The sequence below is a fragment of the Kitasatospora sp. NBC_00070 genome (genome assembly GCF_045041205.1).
In the GTDB taxonomy this organism is placed as follows: Bacteria; Actinomycetota; Actinomycetes; order Streptomycetales; family Streptomycetaceae; genus Kitasatospora.
The window spans coordinates 1,894,334-1,914,239 of the sequence record NZ_CP108247.1; the positions used below are offsets into that span (position 1 = coordinate 1,894,334).

Consider the following 19,906-nt stretch of genomic DNA (forward strand, 5'->3'; position numbering starts at 1 on the left):
GTACTCGGCAAAAAAGTGATCGGCCGTCAGGCGGGCCGGTCAGGCGACGTAGCGCCAGCCCGCGCCGGCCCTGGCGCGCTGCCCGGCCCCGGTGGCGATCGCCGCCCGGTAGCGGTCGACGGTCAGTTCGGCGGCCCGCTGCCAGGTGAACCCGGCCAGCACCCGCTCCCGCCCGGCCGCGCCGAGCTCGGACCGCAGCTCGGGGTCGTCCAGCAGCCGGCCGAGCGCGGCGGCCAGCGCACCCGCGTCGCCGGGCGGCACCGCCAGGCAGGTCTCGCCGTCCGGGCCGGCCACCTCGGGGATCGCGCCGCCGGTGGTGGCGACCAGCGGGGTGCCGGTGGCCATCGCCTCGGCGGCGGGCAGCGAGAAGCCCTCGTACAGCGAGGGCACGCAGGCCACCTCGGCGGAGCGGTACAGGTCGACCAGCTCCTGGTCGGTCAGCCCGGTGCGGAACTCGATCTGCCGCTCCAGGCCGAACCGGCGGACCGCCTCGGCCACCGGGCCCTCGCCGCGCTGCGGCTTGCCGACCACCACCAGGTGCGCGTCCCGCTCGGTACGCAGCTTGGCCAGCGCCTCGACCAGGTGCACCAGGCCCTTCAGCGGGACGTCCGCGCTGGAGGTGGTGACGATCCGTCCGGGCACCCGGGCGATCGCGTCCGAGGGCGACCAGAGCCGGGTGTCGGCGCCGATCGGGACCACCGCGATGTTGCCTGGCGGGGTGCCGAGCTGCTCGGCGATCTCGGCCTTCGAGCTGCCGGAGACGGTGATCACGTGCTCCAGCCGGGCGGCCACCCGGCGCTGCATCCGGGTGAAGGCGTACCAGCGGCGCAGCGACAGCCGCTTCAGCCGGGTCGGCGCGGCGGCCAGTTCCAGCCGGCGGTCCACGGTGATCGGGTGGTGCACGGTGGTGACCAGCGGGAAACCGTGCCTGGCCAGCCCGAGCAGGCCGTAGCCGAGGGTCTGGTTGTCGTGCACCACGTCGTAGCGGCCCTTGTGCGCGGCCAGGTACTGCCGGGCCCGGAGCGAGAAGGTGAGCGGCTCGGGGAAGCCGCCGGTCCGCATCCCGGCCACCTCCAGCAGGTCGACCAGGCCCCGGTACTCGGTCAGCGCGGGGGTGCGGAACGGGTCGTCGGCGCGGTACAGGTCCAGGCTGGGCAGCTCCACCAGCCGGACGCTGCCTGGCCCCTCGACCGGGTCGAGCACCGGGAAGGGCTGGGCCCCGACCACGTCCACGTGGTGCCCGAGCCTGGCCAGCTCGCGGGACAGGTGCCGGACGTAGACGCCCTGGCCGCCGCAGTACGGGTCGCCCCGGTAGGACAGCAGGGCGATCCGCAGCGGTCGCGGCGGCAGCGCGGTCATCCGGGGCTCCTGTCCCCTACTCCCCGGCCTGCGCGGCGGCGGGAAAGTAGATCACGTTTCATGATGGTGGAGCTCGTCATTGGGCTGATCGAACAATGAGAGACCCTGACGATACCGGCCCGCACCCGAGGGCGGCAGATCGCCCCCGCAGAGTGCTACTCACGAGTACGCCGGTACCGGAGGGCTCCATTCTGACCCGTCCGCAGAGCCCGCTCACCCGGCGTTCACTGTGACATAACTCTCGGAGCACCCCCTCACTGACGTGTCCTCATTTCCCACCCCGTGGTTGAATCGCCTCGATCCGGTCACCCACGCGCGCGCTCAGGGAGCCCCCTTGACCACCACCGCCGCCCTCGGAACCGGGCTCACCCCCCGGCAGGCCGAACGCCGCCGCCGGATCCTGCGGGCCGCCACCGCGCTGGCCGCCCGGGGCGGTTACGAGGCGGTCCAGATGCGCGAGGTGGCGGAGACCGCCGAGGTCGCGCTCGGCACCCTCTACCGCTACTTCCCGTCCAAGGTGCACCTGTTGGTGGCGGTGATGCAGGAGCAGCTCCAGCACCTGCACGAGCAGGTCCGCCGCCACCCGCCGACCGGCGAGGACCCGGCCGGCCGGGTGGCCGAGACGCTCACCCAGGCGTTCCACGCGCTCCAGCGCGAACCCCGCCTCGCCGAGGCGATGGTCCGCGCGCTCTCCTTCGCCGACCGCTCGGTCGGCGCCGAGGTGGACGCCGTCTCGGCCGTCACCTCGGCCATCGTGCTGGACGCCGCGCAGCTCGGCCCCACCCCGTCGCCGGCCCAGCAGGCCGCGCTGCGGGTGATCGCGCACACCTGGCACGCCACCCTGCTGGCCTGGCTCTCCGGCCGCGCCTCGCTCGCCGAGGTCCGCGGCGACCTGCACACCGCCGCCCGGCTGCTGGTGCTCTGACGCCCGGCCGGTACCGGAGCGCGTCCGTCCCGTCCCGGCCGGAAGAACTGGTACCGGTTCCGGTCACCGGAGACCCCGCACCGCCCGGACCGTGTCCGGCCGGGGGGAGTCCGGTCGGACGGTTAGAGTCTTGGACGCAGGATCAACAACTTCATCCGCTCCTCGTGCGGGGGAAGCCGGTGCGACTCCGGCGCTGACCACGCAACCGTCACAGTCGGGATGCCCGCCGGGGAGCGAGCGGCAGTGCCGGGCGCCCGGCTCCGTCGAGGTCTACGGGCGGCCCCGCCTCGGGCCGCTGCTCCGCTCACCGAAAGGCACGTCGACCCTCATGCTCACCACCGCCCGCATGGGCGCAGCCGCGCTGGCCGCCGCCCTGCTGACCGGCGCCGCCGCCGTCCCCGCCCTCGCGGACACCCCCACCCCCACCCCCACGCCCGCCGCCGCCCCGGCCGCGCTCTACGGCAAGGGTGACCCGACGTACGACGGCGTCTGGCGGCAGTCGCTGGCCCTCACCGCGCTCGGCTCGGTCAAGGTCGTCCCGTCCGACGCGGCCGTGGTCTGGCTGACGGGTCAGCAGTGCGCGGACGGCGGCTGGGCCCCGTTCCGGTCCGACCCCTCGGTGGCCTGCGACCCCAAGGCCGAGGACAGCAACGCCACCGCAATGGCGATCCAGGCGCTCCAGCAGCTCGGCGGGCACCGGGACGAGGTGACCCGAGGCTCCGACTGGCTGAAGGCCGTGCAGAACGCGGACGGCAGCTGGCCGCTCAACCCCGGCACCCCGGGCGACGCCAACTCCACCGGACTGGCCGTCAACGCGCTGCTGGCCGCCAACATCGACCCGGCCGCGGTGACCAAGAACGGCAAGAACGCCTACGACGGCCTGGCGCTGTTCCAGCTCGGCTGCGCCGCGCCGGTCGAGCAGCGCGGGGCGTTCGCCTACCAGCCGGCCCCGGACGGCACGCTCAAGGCCAACGACCTGGCCGGCTCGCAGGCGCTGCTGGCCGCGGCCGGCGGCAAGCTGCCGGTCACCAACACCAACCGGGTGGACAGCCCGCCCAAGCCGCTGGACTGCGCCACCGCCACGGCCACCGTGCCGCACGCGGACTCCGCCGAGGCGGCGGGCTCGTACCTGGCCGCCGAGCTGGACGCGAACGGGCAGCACCTGATGCAGACCATGCCCGGCGCCGCCGCGACCCCCGACTACACCGCGACCGCCTGGACCGTGCTCGGCCTGGTCCAGTCCGGGCGCCCGGCCACGGCCGCCCCCGCCGCCGAATGGCTGGCCGGCAACGGCCACGACTGGGCCGCCAAGGGCAAGTCCGGCACCGACGCCTCGGCCGCCGCGCTGATGCTGCTGACCGCCGAGGCCGTCCAGCTCGACCCGTACCACTTCGGCGGCACCAACACGGTCCAGCTGCTGATCGACGCGGGCCCGGCGCCGAAGTCCGTCCCGGCCGCCGCCTCCGCGGCCGCGACCGACGCGCAGAACGACAGCGGGGCCGCCCGGGCCGACGACGACAACGGCATCTCCCCGGTCTGGCTGGTCGGCATCGGCCTGCTGGTCGGCATCGGCGGCGGCCTGCTGCTCAGCCTCCAGCGCAAGCGGGCCGGCCGGCCCGCCGGTGGCCCGAACAAGACCGACGGCGGCAAGTCCGAGGGCGACGAGCAGAAGTGACCCTCCCGCTCCCCCGGGCGGCGGTGGCGGCCGCGGCCGTCGCCGCCGTGCTGGCCCTGCTGCTCCCGTTCCTGCTCGCCGCACCCGCGCAGGCCACCGGCTACCGCTACTGGTCGTTCTGGAAGTGGTCCGAGAGCGCCTGGGCCTACCAGCAGCAGGGCCCGGCGGTGTACGTGCCGCCGGACGGCGCGGTGGACGGCTGGCGGTTCGCGGTCAGCCCCGACGGTGGGCAGGGCGCCGCCCGGCCCACCGCGGCGGGCGACTTCGGCGCGGTCTGCGCCGACGTCCCGGCCCAGGCCGGGAAGAAGCGGATCGCCGTGGTGCTGGACTTCGGCACCGCCGCCGACGCACCGGCCGGTGAGGCCCCGCCGGCCGCCCGGACGATCTGCGCGGCGGTCCCCACCGCCGCCAGCTCGGCCGAGGTACTGGCCGCCGTCGCCCCGCCGCTGCGCTACGACTCCGGCGGCATCCTGTGCGCCATCGCCGGCTACCCGCGCACCGGCTGCGGCGACACCGTCGGGGCCGGGGCCGACTCCGGTGCCAAGGGCGGGAGTCCGGGCCCGTCGGTCGGCCTGCTGGCGGGCGGTGCGGTGATCGTGGTCCTCGCCGCCGGCGCGGTCTGGCAGGCCCGGCGCCGTCGCGACTCCTGAGGTGTCACCCGTGCCCACCACCGGCCGGCTGCGGCCCGCCCGCCCCGTCCGCTCGACCCGCTCCGCGATCGGTCCGCGCCACCTGCACCCCGGTGCCTGGTGGCTCTGGGCGATCGGGCTCGGCGCGGCGGCCTCCCGCACCACCAACCCGCTGCTGCTCCTGCTGATCGTGGCGGTCTCCGGCTACGTGGTCGCGGTCCGCCGCAGCACCGAGCCGTGGGCCCGCTCGTACGCCGCCTTCGTCAGGCTGGCGCTGGTGGTGCTCGGCGTCCGGCTGCTCTTCACGGTCTTCCTCGGCTCCGGGGTCGGCGGCACCCACGTGCTCTTCACGCTGCCCCAACTCCCGTTGCCGGACTGGGCGCAGGGGGTGCGGATCGGTGGCGCGGTCACCCTGGAGGGGCTGCTCTTCTCGCTCTACCAGAGCCTGCGGCTGGCCACCCTGCTGATCTGCGTCGGCGCCGCCAACGCGCTGGCCAACCCGGCCCGGCTGCTGCGCGCGCTGCCCGGCGCGCTGTACGAGGCCGGGGTGGCCGCCGTGGTGGCGCTCACCTTCACCCCCAACCTGGTCGCGGACGTCCAGCGGATCAGGTCGGCCCGCCGGCTGCGCGGCCGCTCCGACCGGGGCCTGCGCTCGCTGCTCAGCGTCGGGCTGCCGGTGCTGGAGTCCGCCCTCGAACGGTCCGTCAGCCTGGCCGCCACCATGGACAGCCGGGGCTTCGGCCGCACCGCCGACCTGCCGCGCCGGGTCACCCGCTCGATCGGCGCGCTCACCCTGGCCGGACTGCCGGCGGTCTGCGTGGCCTGCTACGGCCTGCTCACCGAGGGCACCGCGCGCTGGGCGCTGCCGGTCCTGCTCACCGGGCTGGCCGCGCTCGGCGGCGGACTGCTGCTCGGCGGCCGACGGTCGGTCAGGACCCGCTACCGGCCCGACCCGTGGGCCTGGCGGGAGTGGCTGGTGGCGGGCTCCGGCCTGGCCGTCGCGGCGCTGCTGATCTGGCTCTCCGGCCGCGACCCCGGCGCGTTCAACCCGCCGGCCGTACCGCCCACCGCGCCCGAACTCCCGCTGCTGCCCGCGTTCGCCGTGCTGATCGGCCTGCTGCCCGCCTTCGTCGCCCCCGCCCCGCCCCGTCCCGGAGAGCGCCCGTGATCGTCTTCGAACAGGTGTCGGTCCAGTACCACGACGCCGCCGCGCCGGTGCTCGGCGGTCTCGACCTGACCGTCCCCGAAGGGGAACTCTGCCTGGTGGTCGGCCCGTCCGGGGTCGGCAAGTCCACCCTGCTGGGCGCGGTCAACGGCCTGGTGCCGCACTTCACCGGCGGTGTGCTGCACGGCCGGGTCACCGTCGACGGCCGGGACACCCGCGCGCACCGCCCGCGCGAACTCGCCGACCTGGTCGGCATGGTGGGCCAGGACCCGGTGGCGCACTTCGTCACCGACAACGTCGAGGACGAACTCGCCTACGGCATGGAGTCGTTGGGCATCGCCCCGGAGGTGATGCGGCGCCGGGTGGAAGACACCCTGGACCTGCTCGGCCTGGCCGAGCTGCGCGACCGGGCACTCTCCACCCTCTCCGGCGGCCAGCAACAGCGGGTCGCCATCGGCTCGGTGCTCACCAGCCACCCCAAGGTGCTGGTGCTGGACGAACCCACCTCCGCGCTCGACCCCGGCGCGGCCGAGGAGGTGCTCGCGGTGCTGCAACGGCTGGTGCACGACCTCGGCACCACCGTGCTGATGACCGAGCACCGGCTGGAGCGGGTGGTCCAGTACGCCGACCAGGTGCTGCTGCTCACCCCGGACGGGCCGGCCCGGTTCGGCGACCCGGCCGAGCTGATGGCGGTCTCCCCGGTCTACCCGCCGGTGGTCGGGCTCGGCCGGGCGGCCGGCTGGTCCCCGCTCCCGCTGTCGGTCCGGGACGCCCGCCGCCGGGCCGCCCCGCTGCGGGCCGCGCTGGACGGCCGCACCCCGCCGGTGGTACCGCCGGTCACCACCGCGCCGATCGCCGTGGTCTCCCGGCTGACCCTGAGGCGCGGGCCGAACCCGGTGCTGCGCGGGGTCGAACTCGCCGTCCGCCCGGGCGAGATCACCGCCCTGATGGGCCGCAACGGTGCGGGCAAGTCCACCCTGCTCGGCGCCCTGGCCGGTCTGTACAAGCCGGACTCCGGCACCGTCGACGCGGCCGGGCTGACCCCGCACCGGTCCAGGCCGAAGGAGCTGATCCGCCGGGTCGGCCTGGTCCCGCAGGAGCCGCGCGACCTGCTGTACGCCGAGACGGTGACCGCCGAGTGCGCGGGCGCGGACCAGGACTCCGGTTCGGCGCCCGGCAGTTGCCGCGCCCTGGTGGCCCGGCTGCTGCCCGGCATCGACGACGCGCTGCACCCGCGCGACCTCTCCGAGGGCCAACGCCTCACCCTGGCGCTGGCCGTGGTGCTCACCGCCCGCCCCGACCTGATCCTGCTGGACGAGCCGACCCGGGGCCTGGACTACGCCGCCAAGGCCCGGCTGGTCACCGTGCTGCGCGAGCTGGCCGCCGAGGGCCACGCCGTCCTGCTGGCCACCCACGACGTCGAACTCGCCGCCGAACTCGCCCACCGCACCGTGATCCTGGCCGAGGGCGAGATCGTCGCGGACGGCCCGAGCGCCGACGTGGTGGTCTCCTCCCCGGTGTTCGCCCCGCAGGTGGCCAAGGTGCTCGCCCCGCTGCCCTGGCTGACCGTCAGCCAGGTCGCCACTGCCCTGCAGGACCCGGCGTGAAGGCGCTCACGCGGCCGGTGCCGCTCGGCCTGCGCTCGATCGTCCTGCTGCTGCTGATCACCGCGATCGGCGCGGTCGCCTTCGGCTGGCCGCTGCTCGCCGACCCCTCCTCGGCGCTGGCCGGGCACTCCACCGACGCACCGTGGCTGTTCGCCCTGCTGATGCCGCTGCTGCTGGGCGTGGTGATCGCCCAGATCTCCGAGGGCCGTTCGGACGGCGGCTCCGGGCTGGACGCCAAGTCGGTGGCCCTGCTCGGCGTGCTGGCCGCCGCCGGGGCGGCGCTGCGCCCGCTCGGCGCGGGGACGGCCGGTCTCGAGCCGATGTTCTTCCTGATGGTGCTCGCCGGGCGGGTGCTCGGCCCGGGCTTCGGCTTCGTGCTCGGCTCGGTCACCATGTTCGCCTCCGCCCTGCTGACCGGCGGGATCGGGCCCTGGCTGCCGTTCCAGATGCTCAGCATGGGCTGGGTCTGCCTCGGCGCCGGTCTGCTGCCCGGGCCCGCCCGGCTGCGCGGCCGGGCCGAACTCCTGCTGCTGGCGGGCTACGGCGCCGTCGCCGCGGTCGCCTACGGCACCGTGATGAACCTTCAGTTCTGGCCCTACCTCGGCGTCGGCCTGCCCCCGGCGCTGTCCTTCGACCCGGCCGCCGACCTCGGCACCAACCTGGGCCACTTCCTGGCCTACTGCCTGGCCACCTCGCTCGGCTGGGACCTCCCCCGGGCGGTGCTCACCGCCGTGCTCTGCCTCACCGTCGGCGGCCCGATCGTCCGCGCCCTGCGCCGCTCGGTCCGCCGCGCGGCCTTCGACGCCCCGGTCGGCTTCGAGGACGCCTGACCCCCGGTCGGGGGCCGGGCGTCCCCGACCGGGCTCAGCCCTGCTTCGGGCCGGTGGACTGCACCACCTCGAAGGACCACAGCGTCGAACCGGCGGCGGCCGGCTTCGGCTGCCCGCCCTCGGCGCTCGGCGGGCCCTGGCGGTGGGCCGCCTGCATCGGGCCCTCCATCCACGCCTTGAAGTGATCCTCGCTGGCCCAACGGGTGTACACCAGATACTGGTCGGTCCCCTCCACCGGGCGGAGCAGCTCGAACCACTCGAAGCCGTCCGAGCCCTCCACCGACCCGGCCCGGGAGGCGAACCGCTGCTCCAGGGTCTCCCGCATCTCGGTGGGCACCGTCAACACGTTGATCTTCACCACGCTGGCCATCTGACACCTCTTCATCAGGACACGCACGACACGGGGACGACTCCGAACCACCGCCCGGGGCCCAGCGTAAACGGCCTGTGCCCCGACGGTGACCCGGCCTATGGTGACCGGATGAACGCAATGGTCGTGGTGGAACAGAGCAGGTGGCGGGACGGCTTCGAGCAGCGGGCCCTCGCCCGGTACCGGGCGGCGGGGTGCTCCGAGCCGCTGGCCCTGGCGCTGCTGGAGCGGGCGCTGAAGGGGTCCGAGGACTGGACGGTGGCCACCGACGGCACCGGGTGGATCGCGGTCGGGATACGGGACGACGACGGCACACCCGTCGGCCGGATCCACGAGCTGACGGTGGAGCAGGGGCGGGCCTGGGCGGAGCGCTGGTGCGCCGAGCAGGGCGCCCGGCGGGTGGAGGTCCGGCTCACCGGCGGCCCCGGACAGTTCGCCGGCTACCCCGTCCGGGGCCAGACCCGGATGCGGGCCGCCGCCGAGCACCCCGGGCTCCCGCCCGGCCTGACGGTCCGCAGGCTCACCGAGCAGGAGTACCCGGCCTGGTACGCCGCCGAGACGGCCGCGTACGTCGCGGACATCGTCCGGGCCGGCGCCCTCACCCCGGAGCAGGCCCGGCAGAAGTCCGACCAGGACTTCGAGCGCTACCTCCCGCAGGGGTACCTGACCCCGGGTCACGCCATCTACGCCTTCGAGGCCGACGGCGAGGTGGTCGGCACCGGCTGGGTGAACCACGCCTTCCTGCCGGGCGTCACCTTCGGGTTCTCCCTGGAGGTGCACCCCGAGCACCGCGGCAAGGGCTACGGCCGGGCCGCGATGGCGGTCGGCGAGTGGGCCACCCGGCAGGGCGGGGACGACGTGATGATGTTCAACGTCTTCGGCGGCAACGAGGTGGCGATGAAGCTGTACGACGCCACCGGCTTCGCCGTGCTGGACGAGCTCCGCTCGGTCGACCTGCCCTGACCCGCTCTGGGGTCAGGCCCGGGAGCCGTACACGTGGTCGACCGTCATCGTCATCAGCACCCGCCGGTCGGCCACCATCGCGGCCCGGTACTCGTCCCAGTCCGGGTGCTCGCCGGCGGCCAGCCGGTAGTAGCGCACCAGCTCCTCGACCTCGGGACCGTACGGGTCCGTCCCCGGCCCGGTCAGGGTCGCGACGCCCTCGGCGGTGGCCCAGCTCCAGCCGTCCGGGGCGGTGACCTCCAGGGTGGCCCGCGGGTCCCGTCGGAGGTTCGCGGTCTTGGCGCGGCCCTCCGTCATCGACACGTACAGGACCTCGGCCTGCCGGTCGTAGAACGGCATGACGGGGGAGAGCTGCGGGCGGCCGTCCGCCTTGATGGTGGCGAGGACGGCGAGCCGGCTCTCCGCCAGCAGGGTGCGCGGGTCGAGCGGGGTGGTGGTCATGTCGGTTGCCAACTCTCCTCCGGCAGCGGATTGTTCCCGCCCCTGACGGCCGCTCAGTAGGTCCGGCCCTCCCCGGCCTGCCGGTGTTCGGGGCCGGCCCGGTCCGGGCGGTCGCCGCCCAGCTGGGAGCTGAGGCGGGTGAGCAGGTCGGCCAGTTCGCCGAACTGCTTCTCGTCGTAGTCGCCGAGCAGCCGGGCGAGCTGGGCCCGCCGGGCGGCGACCAGCCGGACGGCCACCTCGGCGCCCGGCTCGGTGAGCCGCAGCGGCAGCCCGTTGCGGACCGCCAGGCCCCGGCTCTCCACCTCCCGGACGGCCGCCTCGATCACCGCGATCGGCACGATCCTGTGCTCGGCCAGTTCGGCGGGCTCGACCGAGCCGTGCCGCTGCATCTGCAGGATCAGCCAGCTGGAGGCGGGCAGCAGGTCGAGCCCGGCCTCGACGGTGATCCGGCGGAACAGGTCGCGGCGGGCGTCCCGGGTGCCGAGCACCGCGAGCGCCCGGGCGATCTCGTCCAGCGAGGAGCGCTCCACCGGGTTGAGGCCGATCGACTCGCTGAGGTCCGGGGCGGTGACGGTGGAGCGGAGCTGCTGTTCGCGCAGGAAGAGCGAGAGCACGAAGGCGACCACCACGATCGGCACCGCGTACAGGAACACCTGGGTGATCGACTCCGCGTACGCGTGGTGGATCCCGGCCTGGGCGGAGTCCGGCAGGGCGCCGATCGCCCGGGGGTCCTGGGCGATGCTGTCCGCCCGGAAGCCGGGCGGCAGGTCGGCACCCACCAGGTCCTCGGCGAGCCGACGGTTGAGCCCGCTCGCGAAGACGGTGCCGAAGATCGAGACGCCGAAGGAGGCGCCGATCGAGCGGAAGAAGGTGGCGCCGGCGGTGGCCACACCGAGGTCCTGGTAGCCGACCGAGTTCTGCACGATCAGCACCAGCACCTGCATCACCAGCCCGAGCCCGAGCCCGAAGACCAGGAAGTAGACGCTCATCTCGGTGGTGGAGCTGTGCTCGGTGAGCCGGGACAGCAGCAGCAGACCGACGGCGGTCACGGCGGTGCCCGCGATCGGGAAGACCCGGTAGTGGCCGGTCCGGGCGACGATCTGGCCGGAGCCGATCGAGGTGAACAGCATGCCGAGCACCATCGGCAGCATGTGGATGCCGGACATGGTCGGCGAGACCTGCATGACCACCTGGAGGAAGGTCGGCAGGTAGGTCAGCGCACCGAACATCGCGAAGCCGACCACGAAGGAGATCACCGCGACCAGGCTGAAGGTCCTGGACCGGAACAGCTTGAGCGGCAGCACCGGTTCGACCGCCCTGCGCTCCACCGCGACGAAGAAGCCGAGCAGCACCACCCCCAGCGCCCCGAGGCCGACCACCTGCCAGGAGCCCCACGGCCAGGTCACCCCGCCGAGCGAGGTCATCAGCACCAGGCAGGTGGCCACCGAGGCGATCAGGGCGGTGCCCAGGTAGTCGATGGTGTGCTCGCGCTTGACCTCGGTGCCGTGCAGCACCGTCGCGATCACCGCCAGGGCGACGATCCCGATCGGCAGGTTGATGTAGAACACCCACCGCCAGCTCAGGTTGTCCACGAAGACGCCGCCGAGCAGCGGCCCGAGCACGCTGGTGACGCCGAAGACGGCGCCGAACAGGCCCTGGTACTTGCCCCGCTCCCGGGGTGCCACCAGGTCGCCGACGATCGCCTGCGAGAGCACCATCAGGCCGCCGCCACCGAGCCCCTGAAGCGCCCGGAAGGCGATCAACTCGCCCATGTTCTGCGAGAGTCCGCAGAGCGCGGAGCCGATCAGGAAGATCACGATGGAGGTCTGGAACAGCCGCTTGCGGCCGTACATGTCGCCGAGCTTCCCCCACAGCGGGGTGGCCGCCGTGGAGGCCAGCAGGTAGGCGGTGACCACCCAGGACAGGTGCTCCAGGCCACCGAGGTCGCTCACGATGGTGGGCAGCGCGGTGGAGACGATGGTCTGGTCGAGCGCGGCCAGCAGCATCGCCAGCAGCAGGGCGCCGATCGGGACCCAGAGGTTGTGGACCGTCACCTCCGGGGGTTGCTGCTCCTGGACACCCTCCGGCGCGGCGGCCTCCGCCATACCTGCTCCTCGGTGGGACGACGGGCCTGACCAGCACCCGGGCTGATGATCCTTCAGTCTCACCATAAGTCAGCCATGTCCGATTTGCCGTCAGCTGCCTGCGCCATCCGTACCGTCGGCGGTCATCCATCCTTCACATCTCCGGTATCACCACCAACCGGGACAAGCCTCTCCACGCGCCTGTCCACCCACCGGAACCTGCTGCATAATCAGGTCCCATTCGTCACCGTCACCGAGGAGGACCGGCCCATGTCGGGAGCGCGCTGCCCCGTCTGCGGCACCGTCGGGGGCGCCGACGGCTGTCCCTCCTGTGCCCCCTCGGACGACACCACCGTCCTGCCCGCGCTCGACGCACCCGAGCTGGTCCGGCCGTACGTGGGCGCCCCGGCGCCCGCCGACCCGTTCACCACCCAGGTGGTGCCCGCGCCGAACGACGCCTTCGCCACCCGGCTGATGCCGCCCGTCCCGCCGGCACCGCCCGCCGGGCCGCCGGTCGGACCACCGGTCGCGCCGCCGCAGACCCCGCCCAGCCTCCAGCTGATACCCACCCCGCCCCAGTGGACGCCCGAGCCCGCCCCGACCCCGGACCTCGGCGTCTTCGGCTTCCGCCCCGCCCCCGGCGAGCCCGCTCCGGGCGGCCGGGCCGAGCGGCGGCTCAGCCGGCAGGTCTCGGCCGGGCGCCGACGGACCGTCATCATCGCGGCCGGGGTCGGCGTCGCCGCGATCGGCGCGGGCCTGGCCCTGGTGCTCGGCCCCGACGACACCCCGGTCAACCACGACCGGGCGCTGCCCGTCCCGGTCGGCAGCCACCAGCCCACCGTGTCCCCGCCCGCCGTGGCCGTCGTCGAGTCCCCGTCCGCCTCGGACACCCCCACGCCCTCCGCGAGCCGCAGCAGCGCCAAGCCGAAGCCCAGCCCCTCGGCCACCCCGACCCCCACGCCGAGCCCGAGCCCGAGTCCCACGCCCACCCCGACGCCGTCGGCCACCCCGACACCCCCCGCGCCGGTCCCCACCGGGCCCCGGACCCTCAAGCGGGACATGCACGGCGCCGACGTCAAGGACATGCAGAGCCGGATCGCCGACGTGCTCTGGTGGAAGTACGGCTCCTCGCTCGCCACCGGCGACTTCGACCCGAAGACCGAGAAGGCCGTCAGCGACTTCCAGGCCTACTACGGCCCCTCCAGGCTCGACGACCCGTTGGGCGTCTACGGCCCCGCCACCCGCGCGGCCCTCGAGAGCATGACGGACTGACGCCCCGGTGACCACGCACACCGCCCGCCTCGCCGCCCACCACCGGGTGGCCGACCGGCTCGCCGGGCTGGGCGACCACCAGCTGGCCGGACTGCTCGACGCGGCGGCCCCGCTCGGCACCGGGATCGGCGGCGTGACCTCGCTGCTGGAGGTCGAGGGCGCACAGGTCTTCGTCAAACGCGTCCCGCTGACCGCCCTGGAGCAGCGCCCCGAGCACCTGCACTCCACCGCCAACCTGTTCGACCTCCCCGGGTACTACCAGTACGGCGTCGGCTCGGCCGGGTTCGGGGCCTGGCGCGAGCTGGCCGTGCACGAGCTGACCACCGGATGGGTGCTGGACGGCAGCCGGCCGGACTTCCCGCTGCTCCACCACGCCCGGGTGCTCCCCGCCGATCCGCCGCCCGCCGAGGCCCTGGTCGGTTTCCTCGGCGGACTGGACGGCGCGGTGGCGTACTGGGGCGGCTCCCCGGCCGTCCGGGCCAGGCTCACCGGGCTGCTCGGCGCCGAGGCGGCCGTGGTGCTCTTCCTGGAGTACGTCCCGCACACCCTGGGCAGCTGGCTGGCCGGGCAGGACGCCGCCGCGTACCCGTGGGTGGCGCAGCGACTGGCCGACACCACGGCGTTCCTGCGGGACCGCGGCCTGATCCACTTCGACGCGCACTTCCGCAACGTGCTGACGGACGGTCACCTGCTCTACCTGACCGACTTCGGCCTCGCCCTCGGCGAGACCTTCGAACTCTCCCGCACCGAGCGGGAGTTCCTCGACCGCCACCGGGGCTACGACGCGGCCTACACGGTGGCCCACCTGCTCAACCACCACCTCCCGGAGGGGCTGGCGGCCGCCTGGGCAGACGGACGGCGGCCGGCCGGCACCGCGCCGGAGCTGGCCGCGCTGCTGGACCGGCACGCCGGGACCGCCGTCCGGATGCGCGGCTTCCTCGACGGGCTGCGGGCCGACAAGTCGACCCGCTACCCGCTCGACTGAGCCCCGGCACCCGGTCCGAGGCCGGCCGGGCTCAGCCGGTGATCGCCTTGAACAGGCTGATGCTCGCCATCAGCAGCATGATCCCGGCCGCCACCCGCACGATCACCTTCATCGGCACGTACTGCAGCAGCTTCTGCCCGCCCAGGATGGCGATCCCGCTCACCGCGCAGAGCGCCAGCCAGGCACCGATCCCGACCGAGAGCGGGTCGGCGTACTTGGCCGCCAGGTTGGCCGTCATGATCTGGGTCAGGTCGCCGAACTCGGCCACCGCGACCACCAGGAAGCTGGCGCCGGCCACCTTCCAGAAGCTGGTCGAGGACGGCTCCTTGGCCTCGCCGTCCTCGTCCTCGTCACCCTTGGGCCAGAGCAGCATCAGCGCGCCCGCCAGGAACAGCACGCCGGTCACCCCCTCCACCCAGCGCTGCGGCAGCAGCGCCAGCAGGCTGCCCGCCGCCAGCGCCAGGCCGACCTGGAGCGCGAAGGCGGCGGCGATCCCGGCGAAGACGTAGCTCGCCCGGTAGCGGGTGCCGAGCACCAGGCTGGCCAGCGCGGTCTTGTCCGGAAGTTCGGCCAGGAAGACGATGCCGAAGGTGATCGCGGCAATGGTCAGACTCATCGGAGAGAAAGCCCTTCATCGGGTCGGGCTGCCCGGCCGATGATGGCCCGTCAGGGGACACTCCGGCCCGACAGCACTGGTAAATGATCACAGCACTGCGGCCGAAGGTCTCGCCAACACCCGCAAGCAAACGGATGTCCCGGGCACCGGGCCCCCGCGCGAGTCGCGGGCCAGTATGTCGACGCTCCGGTGGAGGGCTACTCCCCTTCAACAACCGCCAACCCTACCCGGTGACCGCACCACGGCCAACCAGCGCCAGCGCCGGCAGCACCCCGGCCCCGATCGGCAGCACCGCCCACCACCAGCCGGGCCCTTCGGTCATCCGCCGCCCGGCCGTCCGCACCGCGACCACGAACATCACCAGGACGAACAGCGCGGAGGTCCACATCGAACCGACCACCCAGGCGATCACCAGCGCGACCACCGCCAGCTGGACGGCCGCCCTGGCCCCCGCCCGCAGCACCGCCCGACCGTGGCCGAGCAGCCCCCACCCGGCCACCGCCGCACCGGCCGCCAGCAGCAGCGCGGTGGCCGCCCAGAGCGCGGGGCCGACCGGCAGCAGCTGCTGGGCGGTCGGCTGAGTGGCCGTCAGATCCAACTGACGAACCACATCCGGTCCTGCCAGGACGTCATCGGGATCACCTCGGCGGTGTACAGCGGGTAGAAGAACGCGAAGCAGCCGACGATCGCCAGCACGAGCAGGCCCGCAGCCGCCGCACCCCACCGCCGCCGCTCGGCCGAGCAGCCGGGCGGGCCGAGCATCGCCCCCAGCAGCTGGGCCACCGCCAGGCAGAGGAACGGCACCAGCACCACCATGTAGAACGAGAAGGTGGTCCGGTCCTGGAACAGGAACCACGGCAGGTAGATCCCGGCCACCGCGCAGAGCACCGCACCCGAGCGCCAGTCCCGCCGGAAGAACCACCGCCAGAGCACGTACAGCAGCGCGAAGCAGGCGGTCCACCAGAGCAGCGGCGTACCGAGCGCGAGGATCTGCGAGGCGCAGCCGCCCGGTGCCGTGCAGCCCTGCTGACCCTCCGGCACCTGCTGCCAGTACATGCTGACCGGGCGGGCCTGGACCAGCCAGCTCCAGGCCCCGGACTGGTAGGTGTGCGGGGTGCTGAGGCCGGTGTTGAACTCCCGCATCTGGTCCTGGTAGTGCCACCAGCTGCGCACCGACGCGGGGATCCAGCCGACCGCGCTCGACCGGTCGTCGGCCCACTGCCGGTCGTAGCCGCCGCCGGTGAGGAACCAGCCGGCCCAGGACAGCGGGTAGACCACGGCCGCGACGCCGACCAGGGAGACGAGGGCGGGCAGCGCGTCCCGGCGCAGCATGCTCGGCCAGGGGCGGTGGGCACCGGCCCAGCGGCGCCCGGCCTGGTCCCAGAGCACGGTCAGCAAGCCGAAGGCCGCCAGCACCGGCAGGCCGTTCCACTTGGTCGCGCAGGCCAGGCCGAGCAGCAGCCCGGCGGCCACCCGCCAGGGGCGCAGGCCCAGCCGTACGTCGTCACCGGCCCGGCCGCCCTCCGCCCGGGCGGCCGCCAGCAGGCCCCGGGCGTGGTCCCGGTCCACCAGCAGGCAGCCGAAGGCGGCCAGCACGAAGAACATCAGCACGCCGTCGAGCAGCCCGACCCGGCTCATCACGAACTGCAGCCCGTCCACGGCCAGCAGCAGGGCCGCCACGCAGCCCAGCAGCGTCGAGCCGAGCAGCCGCCGCCCGATCCTGGCCAGCATCAGCACCGTCAGGGTGCCCAGCAGCGCGACCGCCACCCGCCAGCCGAACGGGTGCAGCCCGTACGCCCACTCGCCCAGCGAGATGACCCACTTGCCGACCGGCGGGTGCGCCACGAACTCCGGGGCGGGGCCGAGCGGGACCACCTGCGGGACGGCCAGGATCTGCTCGTTGGCGTTGTCCGGCCAGGTTCCCTCGTAGCCCTGCCGGAGCAGCGACCAGGCGTCCTTCGGGTAGTAGGTCTCGTCGAAGACGAAGGCGTTCGGCGAGCCCAGGTCCCAGAACCGCAGCAGCCCGGCGAACAGCGCGACCGCCGACGGGCCCAGCCAGTCGGCCCGCCGGACCACCCACGACCGGGCCCTCGCCTCCGGTGCTGCCGCTTCCTCGACGACGGTCCCGCCCACCACCGCTTGCGTCATGACCTCGCCGATTCATCGCCTGATTACCCGACAGCTTTGTCGTCTTTGTCAGGAATCCTAGCCGTGACGCGCCCTCAGGCCGGGACGATGTTGTGGTTCAGGTGGAAGACGTTCTCCGGATCGTAGGCGGACTTGACCGCCACCAGCCGCCGGGCGTTGCCGGTGCCCAGCCCGGCCGCGACCCGCTCGGCGCCCTCGTCGCCGATGAAGTTCAGGTACACCGCGCCGATCGACCAGGGCTGCAGGTCCGCACAGACGTCGTGCGCCCACTGCCGCCCCCGGGCGTCGTCGGCCGGGTCCTCCCAGACCCCGAACGGGTGCACCGCCCAGGGCGCGGCCCGCCAGGGCACCGGGTGGTCGCCGCCCCGGGCCACCGCGCCGCCCTGCGGGAAGACCGCGTGCATCGAGGCGGAGGGCACCACCATCTCGGCGGCCCGGCCGCAGAACAGGTCGGCGGCCGCCCCGGGGAAGCCGTTCAGGTACTCGGCGGACCAGTAGTTCCGCTCGCCGGGCGGGTCGTCCAGCATGCACTGGAAGTCCGCGTACGGGAGCTCGGCGATCATCTCGCCCGCGTGCCCGTACCCCAGCATCGGCCGGAACACATCCCGGCCCGCCTGCTCGCCGCCCGCGTAGGTGAGCAGCAGCGCCGCCGTGAGCCGCCCGACCAGCCCGGCCGGGACGAACTCCTCCGGCGGTCCGGTGAAGTAGACGAAGGCTCCGCCGACCTCGTCCGGCGCGGTCGCCATGTAGTCCACGTAGTGCCGCAGCACGGTCGGCCCGGACTCCGGCTGCCAGAGCAGCATGGCGATCGTGACGGTCGGCAACTCGTGCAGCCGGAAGGTGAGTTCGGTGGCCACGCCGAAGTTCCCACCGCCGCCGTGCAGAGCCCAGAACAGCTCGGGGTGCCGGTCCTCGTCCACCGCCAGCAGTTCGCCGTCGGCGGTCACCAGCTTCGCCGCCAGCAGGTTGTCGCAGGCCAGTCCGTACTTCCGCTCCAGCCAGCCGGAGCCGCCGCCCAGGGTGAGGCCGGCCACACCGGTGCTGGAGTCGCGCCCGCCGGTGACGGCCAGTCCGTACGGCTGGGTGGCCCGGTCGAAGTCGCTCATGGTGGCGCCGCCGGCGACCCTGGCCACCCCGGCCTCCGGGTCCACCACGACCGAGTTCATCCGCCGCAGGTCGACCACCAGGCCGTCGTTGACCGAGACGCCCGAGACGGCGTGGCCGCCGGCCCGGACCGCGATCTCCAGGCCCTGCTCCCGGCCGAAGGCGATCGCCGCCGCCACGTCCGCCGGGTTCGCGCACTGGGCGATCAGCTGTGGATGTCGGTCGATCATCGCGTTGAAGACCACCCGCGCGCTGTCGTACTCACCGTCCCCCGGCGTGAGCAGCTCCCCGGCGAAGCCGGATCGCAGGTCGGTCAGCAGCTGGGGGTGCAGTGCGGCAGCCATGGTGTCCGCCCTTCTCCAGGGCCGCTCCGGCGCGCTTCGCGCTCTTCTGAGCGTATCCCCGGCCGCCGCACTCCGCGCGGAGTGCGGCGGCCGGGGACGGGTCAGGCCGCGGTCTCCAGCGCCCGGACCGGCACGGCCACCGGAACGGCCGGGCCGGCGTTGTCCTGAGCCGGCGTCAGGTGGCGGCGCAGGCGCACCGCCAGGACCACGATCAGCAGCGTGCAGGCCGCCATCGCGGCCAGGTAGACCGGCCAGGTGCCGGAGCCGACCAGCAGCACACCGACGGCCGGGCCGACCGCGATGGCGATCTGCTTCACCAGCGCGTAGCCGGAGTTGTACGTCCCCAGCAGCCGGGCCGGGGCCAGGTCGGCGACGATCGGGCCCAGGGTCGGCGCGAGCAGCGACTCGCCGACGCCGAACAGGGCGTAGACGGCCACGATCGCGATGGTGGCGACCAGCGCCTCGGACCGGACCAGACCGGCCAGCAGGGCCATCGTCCAGGCGCCGAGCCAGACCAGGCCGGCGGCGGCCATCGCGGTGGTGCGGCGACGGCGCTCGGTGAGCTTCACCATGAACATCTGCAGCACCACGATGGTCAGCGCGTTGGCGCCGATCGCCAGGCCCAGGGTGGACGGCGCGGTGCCGACCGTGTCGGTGGCGAAGGCGGCCACCCCGGACTCGAACTGGCCGTAGCAGGTGAAGAAGATCAGCCCGGCGAGCAGGCAGAGCCGCAGCATCGCCTTGTCGGCCACCAGCGCGCGCAGACCGGTCGGGCCGGTCGCGGCCACCAGGACGGGGGCGGCGGCCGGGATCCGGGCGGTGCCGGTGACCAGGGCCAGGCCGAGGAAGGTGAGCGCCTCGATGGTGAACAGCCGGGTCAGGCTGGCCGGGTCGGCGACGTCCACGATCTGGCCGCCGACCAGCGCGCCGATGCCCATCCCCAGGTTGACCAGGGTGAACTGGAGCGCGAACGCCCGCGAACGGGTGGCCTTGGTCGAGCAGCGCACGATCATCGTGGCCAGGGCCGGCTGACAGGTCGTCACCCCGGCGCCGAACAGGAAGGAGGAGACCAGCAGGGCCGGCGTGCCGGTGGCGTGCCCGAACGCGAAGGCGCCGGTGGCGGCCAGTGCGGCACCGATCAGCAGCACCGGGCGCGGCCCGTACCGGTCGATGCCCCGGCCGGTGAACGGCAGCACGGCGAGCGCGGCCAGCGCGAAGACGGTGAAGACCATCCCGGCGGCCAGCGAGCCCAGGCCGCGCACCTGGTCCACGTAGACGAACATGTACGGCATCGTGAAGCCGCTGCCGAACGCGCTGAGCGCGTTCCCGATCTGGACCCGGCGCAGCGGACCTCCCGCCCCGAGACGCCTGCCCTGCTGCTTCACCGTG

The 19,906-nt window shown here is 74.1% G+C and carries 18 protein-coding genes and 1 riboswitch; of the genes, 9 read left to right on the forward strand and 9 right to left on the reverse strand.

Features of this window, described 5'->3' with window-relative positions; translation table 11 throughout:
- Positions 1-39 precede the first annotated feature (39 nt).
- Positions 40-1,359 carry a glycosyltransferase family 4 protein gene (locus tag OHV05_RS08775; protein ID WP_405017154.1) on the reverse strand — a complete coding sequence of 440 codons (1,320 nt, stop codon included), beginning with the start codon at positions 1,357-1,359 and terminating at the stop codon, positions 40-42.
- A 334-nt stretch (positions 1,360-1,693) separates the two neighbouring features.
- Between OHV05_RS08775 and OHV05_RS08780 the strand changes: the two genes are divergently transcribed.
- From OHV05_RS08780 to OHV05_RS08805, 6 genes are all read left to right on the forward strand, one after another.
- Positions 1,694-2,284, forward strand: coding sequence for a TetR family transcriptional regulator (locus OHV05_RS08780; RefSeq protein WP_403032973.1), 591 nt, complete (start codon positions 1,694-1,696; stop codon positions 2,282-2,284).
- Positions 2,285-2,398: 114 nt separating this feature from the next.
- A riboswitch (cobalamin riboswitch) is annotated at positions 2,399-2,530 on the forward strand.
- 82 nt (positions 2,531-2,612) lie between these two features.
- Entirely contained in the window at positions 2,613-3,959 is a 1,347-nt protein-coding gene (locus tag OHV05_RS08785) for a prenyltransferase/squalene oxidase repeat-containing protein (protein ID WP_405017155.1), read from the forward strand.
- Entirely contained in the window at positions 3,956-4,609 is a 654-nt protein-coding gene (locus OHV05_RS08790; protein ID WP_405017156.1) for an SCO2322 family protein, read from the forward strand. Before OHV05_RS08785 ends, OHV05_RS08790 begins: the two co-directional genes overlap by 4 nt.
- A 1-nt stretch (position 4,610) precedes the next feature.
- Positions 4,611-5,756, forward strand: a complete 1,146-nt coding sequence (locus tag OHV05_RS08795) for an energy-coupling factor transporter transmembrane component T (RefSeq protein ID WP_405017157.1) — start codon at positions 4,611-4,613, stop codon at positions 5,754-5,756.
- Positions 5,753-7,360, forward strand: a complete 1,608-nt coding sequence (locus OHV05_RS08800; protein ID WP_405017158.1) for an ABC transporter ATP-binding protein — start codon at positions 5,753-5,755, stop codon at positions 7,358-7,360. The genes OHV05_RS08795 and OHV05_RS08800 overlap by 4 nt, the downstream gene beginning before the upstream one ends.
- The gene (locus OHV05_RS08805; RefSeq protein WP_405021415.1) at positions 7,312-8,190 is read left to right on the forward strand and encodes an ECF transporter S component; all 879 of its coding nucleotides are present in this window, start codon (positions 7,312-7,314) and stop codon (positions 8,188-8,190) included. Before OHV05_RS08800 ends, OHV05_RS08805 begins: the two co-directional genes overlap by 49 nt.
- A gap of 34 nt (positions 8,191-8,224) precedes the next feature.
- On the opposite strand, the gene OHV05_RS08810 is transcribed toward OHV05_RS08805, so the two are convergent.
- Entirely contained in the window at positions 8,225-8,560 is a 336-nt protein-coding gene (locus OHV05_RS08810; RefSeq protein ID WP_405017159.1) for an antibiotic biosynthesis monooxygenase family protein, read from the reverse strand.
- A gap of 111 nt (positions 8,561-8,671) precedes the next feature.
- Between OHV05_RS08810 and OHV05_RS08815 the strand changes: the two genes are divergently transcribed.
- The gene (locus tag OHV05_RS08815; RefSeq protein ID WP_405017160.1) at positions 8,672-9,523 is read left to right on the forward strand and encodes a GNAT family N-acetyltransferase; all 852 of its coding nucleotides are present in this window, start codon (positions 8,672-8,674) and stop codon (positions 9,521-9,523) included.
- A 12-nt stretch (positions 9,524-9,535) separates the two neighbouring features.
- On the opposite strand, the gene OHV05_RS08820 is transcribed toward OHV05_RS08815, so the two are convergent.
- Positions 9,536-9,964 (reverse strand): PPOX class F420-dependent oxidoreductase, encoded by a 429-nt coding sequence (locus OHV05_RS08820; protein WP_405017161.1) that lies wholly within the window; start codon positions 9,962-9,964, stop codon positions 9,536-9,538.
- Positions 9,965-10,017: 53 nt separating this feature from the next.
- Positions 10,018-12,069: a DHA2 family efflux MFS transporter permease subunit gene (locus tag OHV05_RS08825; protein ID WP_405017162.1), complete on the reverse strand. Its 2,052-nt coding sequence runs from the start codon at positions 12,067-12,069 to the stop codon at positions 10,018-10,020.
- Positions 12,070-12,318: 249 nt separating this feature from the next.
- Here OHV05_RS08825 and OHV05_RS08830 point away from each other — a divergent pair, with 249 nt between their 5' ends.
- Together OHV05_RS08830 and OHV05_RS08835 are read left to right on the forward strand one after the other, a co-directional pair.
- Positions 12,319-13,320, forward strand: coding sequence for a peptidoglycan-binding protein (locus OHV05_RS08830; RefSeq protein ID WP_405017163.1), 1,002 nt, complete (start codon positions 12,319-12,321; stop codon positions 13,318-13,320).
- Positions 13,321-13,327: 7 nt separating this feature from the next.
- Positions 13,328-14,305, forward strand: a complete 978-nt coding sequence (locus OHV05_RS08835) for a protein kinase family protein (protein ID WP_405017164.1) — start codon at positions 13,328-13,330, stop codon at positions 14,303-14,305.
- A gap of 31 nt (positions 14,306-14,336) precedes the next feature.
- Here the strand turns inward: OHV05_RS08835 and OHV05_RS08840 are convergent, their stop codons facing one another.
- From OHV05_RS08840 to OHV05_RS08860, 5 genes are all read right to left on the reverse strand, one after another.
- The gene (locus tag OHV05_RS08840) at positions 14,337-14,921 is read right to left on the reverse strand and encodes a TMEM165/GDT1 family protein (protein ID WP_405017165.1); all 585 of its coding nucleotides are present in this window, start codon (positions 14,919-14,921) and stop codon (positions 14,337-14,339) included.
- 223 nt (positions 14,922-15,144) lie between these two features.
- Positions 15,145-15,531 carry an ABC transporter permease gene (locus OHV05_RS08845; protein ID WP_405017166.1) on the reverse strand — a complete coding sequence of 129 codons (387 nt, stop codon included), beginning with the start codon at positions 15,529-15,531 and terminating at the stop codon, positions 15,145-15,147.
- Positions 15,510-17,069 carry a dolichyl-phosphate-mannose--protein mannosyltransferase gene (locus OHV05_RS08850; protein WP_405017167.1) on the reverse strand — a complete coding sequence of 520 codons (1,560 nt, stop codon included), beginning with the start codon at positions 17,067-17,069 and terminating at the stop codon, positions 15,510-15,512. The genes OHV05_RS08845 and OHV05_RS08850 overlap by 22 nt, the downstream gene beginning before the upstream one ends.
- 74 nt (positions 17,070-17,143) lie before the next feature.
- Positions 17,144-18,517 carry an FAD-binding oxidoreductase gene (locus OHV05_RS08855; RefSeq protein ID WP_405017168.1) on the reverse strand — a complete coding sequence of 458 codons (1,374 nt, stop codon included), beginning with the start codon at positions 18,515-18,517 and terminating at the stop codon, positions 17,144-17,146.
- A 101-nt stretch (positions 18,518-18,618) separates the two neighbouring features.
- Entirely contained in the window at positions 18,619-19,902 is a 1,284-nt protein-coding gene (locus tag OHV05_RS08860) for an MFS transporter (RefSeq protein ID WP_405017169.1), read from the reverse strand.
- Positions 19,903-19,906: the final 4 nt, after the last annotated feature.

Coding starts and splice junctions, on each gene's coding strand:
- OHV05_RS08775 (WP_405017154.1), bottom strand. CDS start 1,359: ATGACCGCGCTGCCGCCGCGACCGCTGCGGATCGCCCTGCTGTCCTAC.
- OHV05_RS08785 (WP_405017155.1), top strand. CDS start 2,613: ATGCTCACCACCGCCCGCATGGGCGCAGCCGCGCTGGCCGCCGCCCTG.
- OHV05_RS08810 (WP_405017159.1), bottom strand. CDS start 8,560: ATGGCCAGCGTGGTGAAGATCAACGTGTTGACGGTGCCCACCGAGATG.
- OHV05_RS08815 (WP_405017160.1), top strand. CDS start 8,672: ATGAACGCAATGGTCGTGGTGGAACAGAGCAGGTGGCGGGACGGCTTC.
- OHV05_RS08820 (WP_405017161.1), bottom strand. CDS start 9,964: ATGACCACCACCCCGCTCGACCCGCGCACCCTGCTGGCGGAGAGCCGG.
- OHV05_RS08825 (WP_405017162.1), bottom strand. CDS start 12,069: ATGGCGGAGGCCGCCGCGCCGGAGGGTGTCCAGGAGCAGCAACCCCCG.
- OHV05_RS08830 (WP_405017163.1), top strand. CDS start 12,319: ATGTCGGGAGCGCGCTGCCCCGTCTGCGGCACCGTCGGGGGCGCCGAC.
- OHV05_RS08840 (WP_405017165.1), bottom strand. CDS start 14,921: ATGAGTCTGACCATTGCCGCGATCACCTTCGGCATCGTCTTCCTGGCC.
- OHV05_RS08850 (WP_405017167.1), bottom strand. CDS start 17,069: ATGACGCAAGCGGTGGTGGGCGGGACCGTCGTCGAGGAAGCGGCAGCA.
- OHV05_RS08855 (WP_405017168.1), bottom strand. CDS start 18,517: ATGGCTGCCGCACTGCACCCCCAGCTGCTGACCGACCTGCGATCCGGC.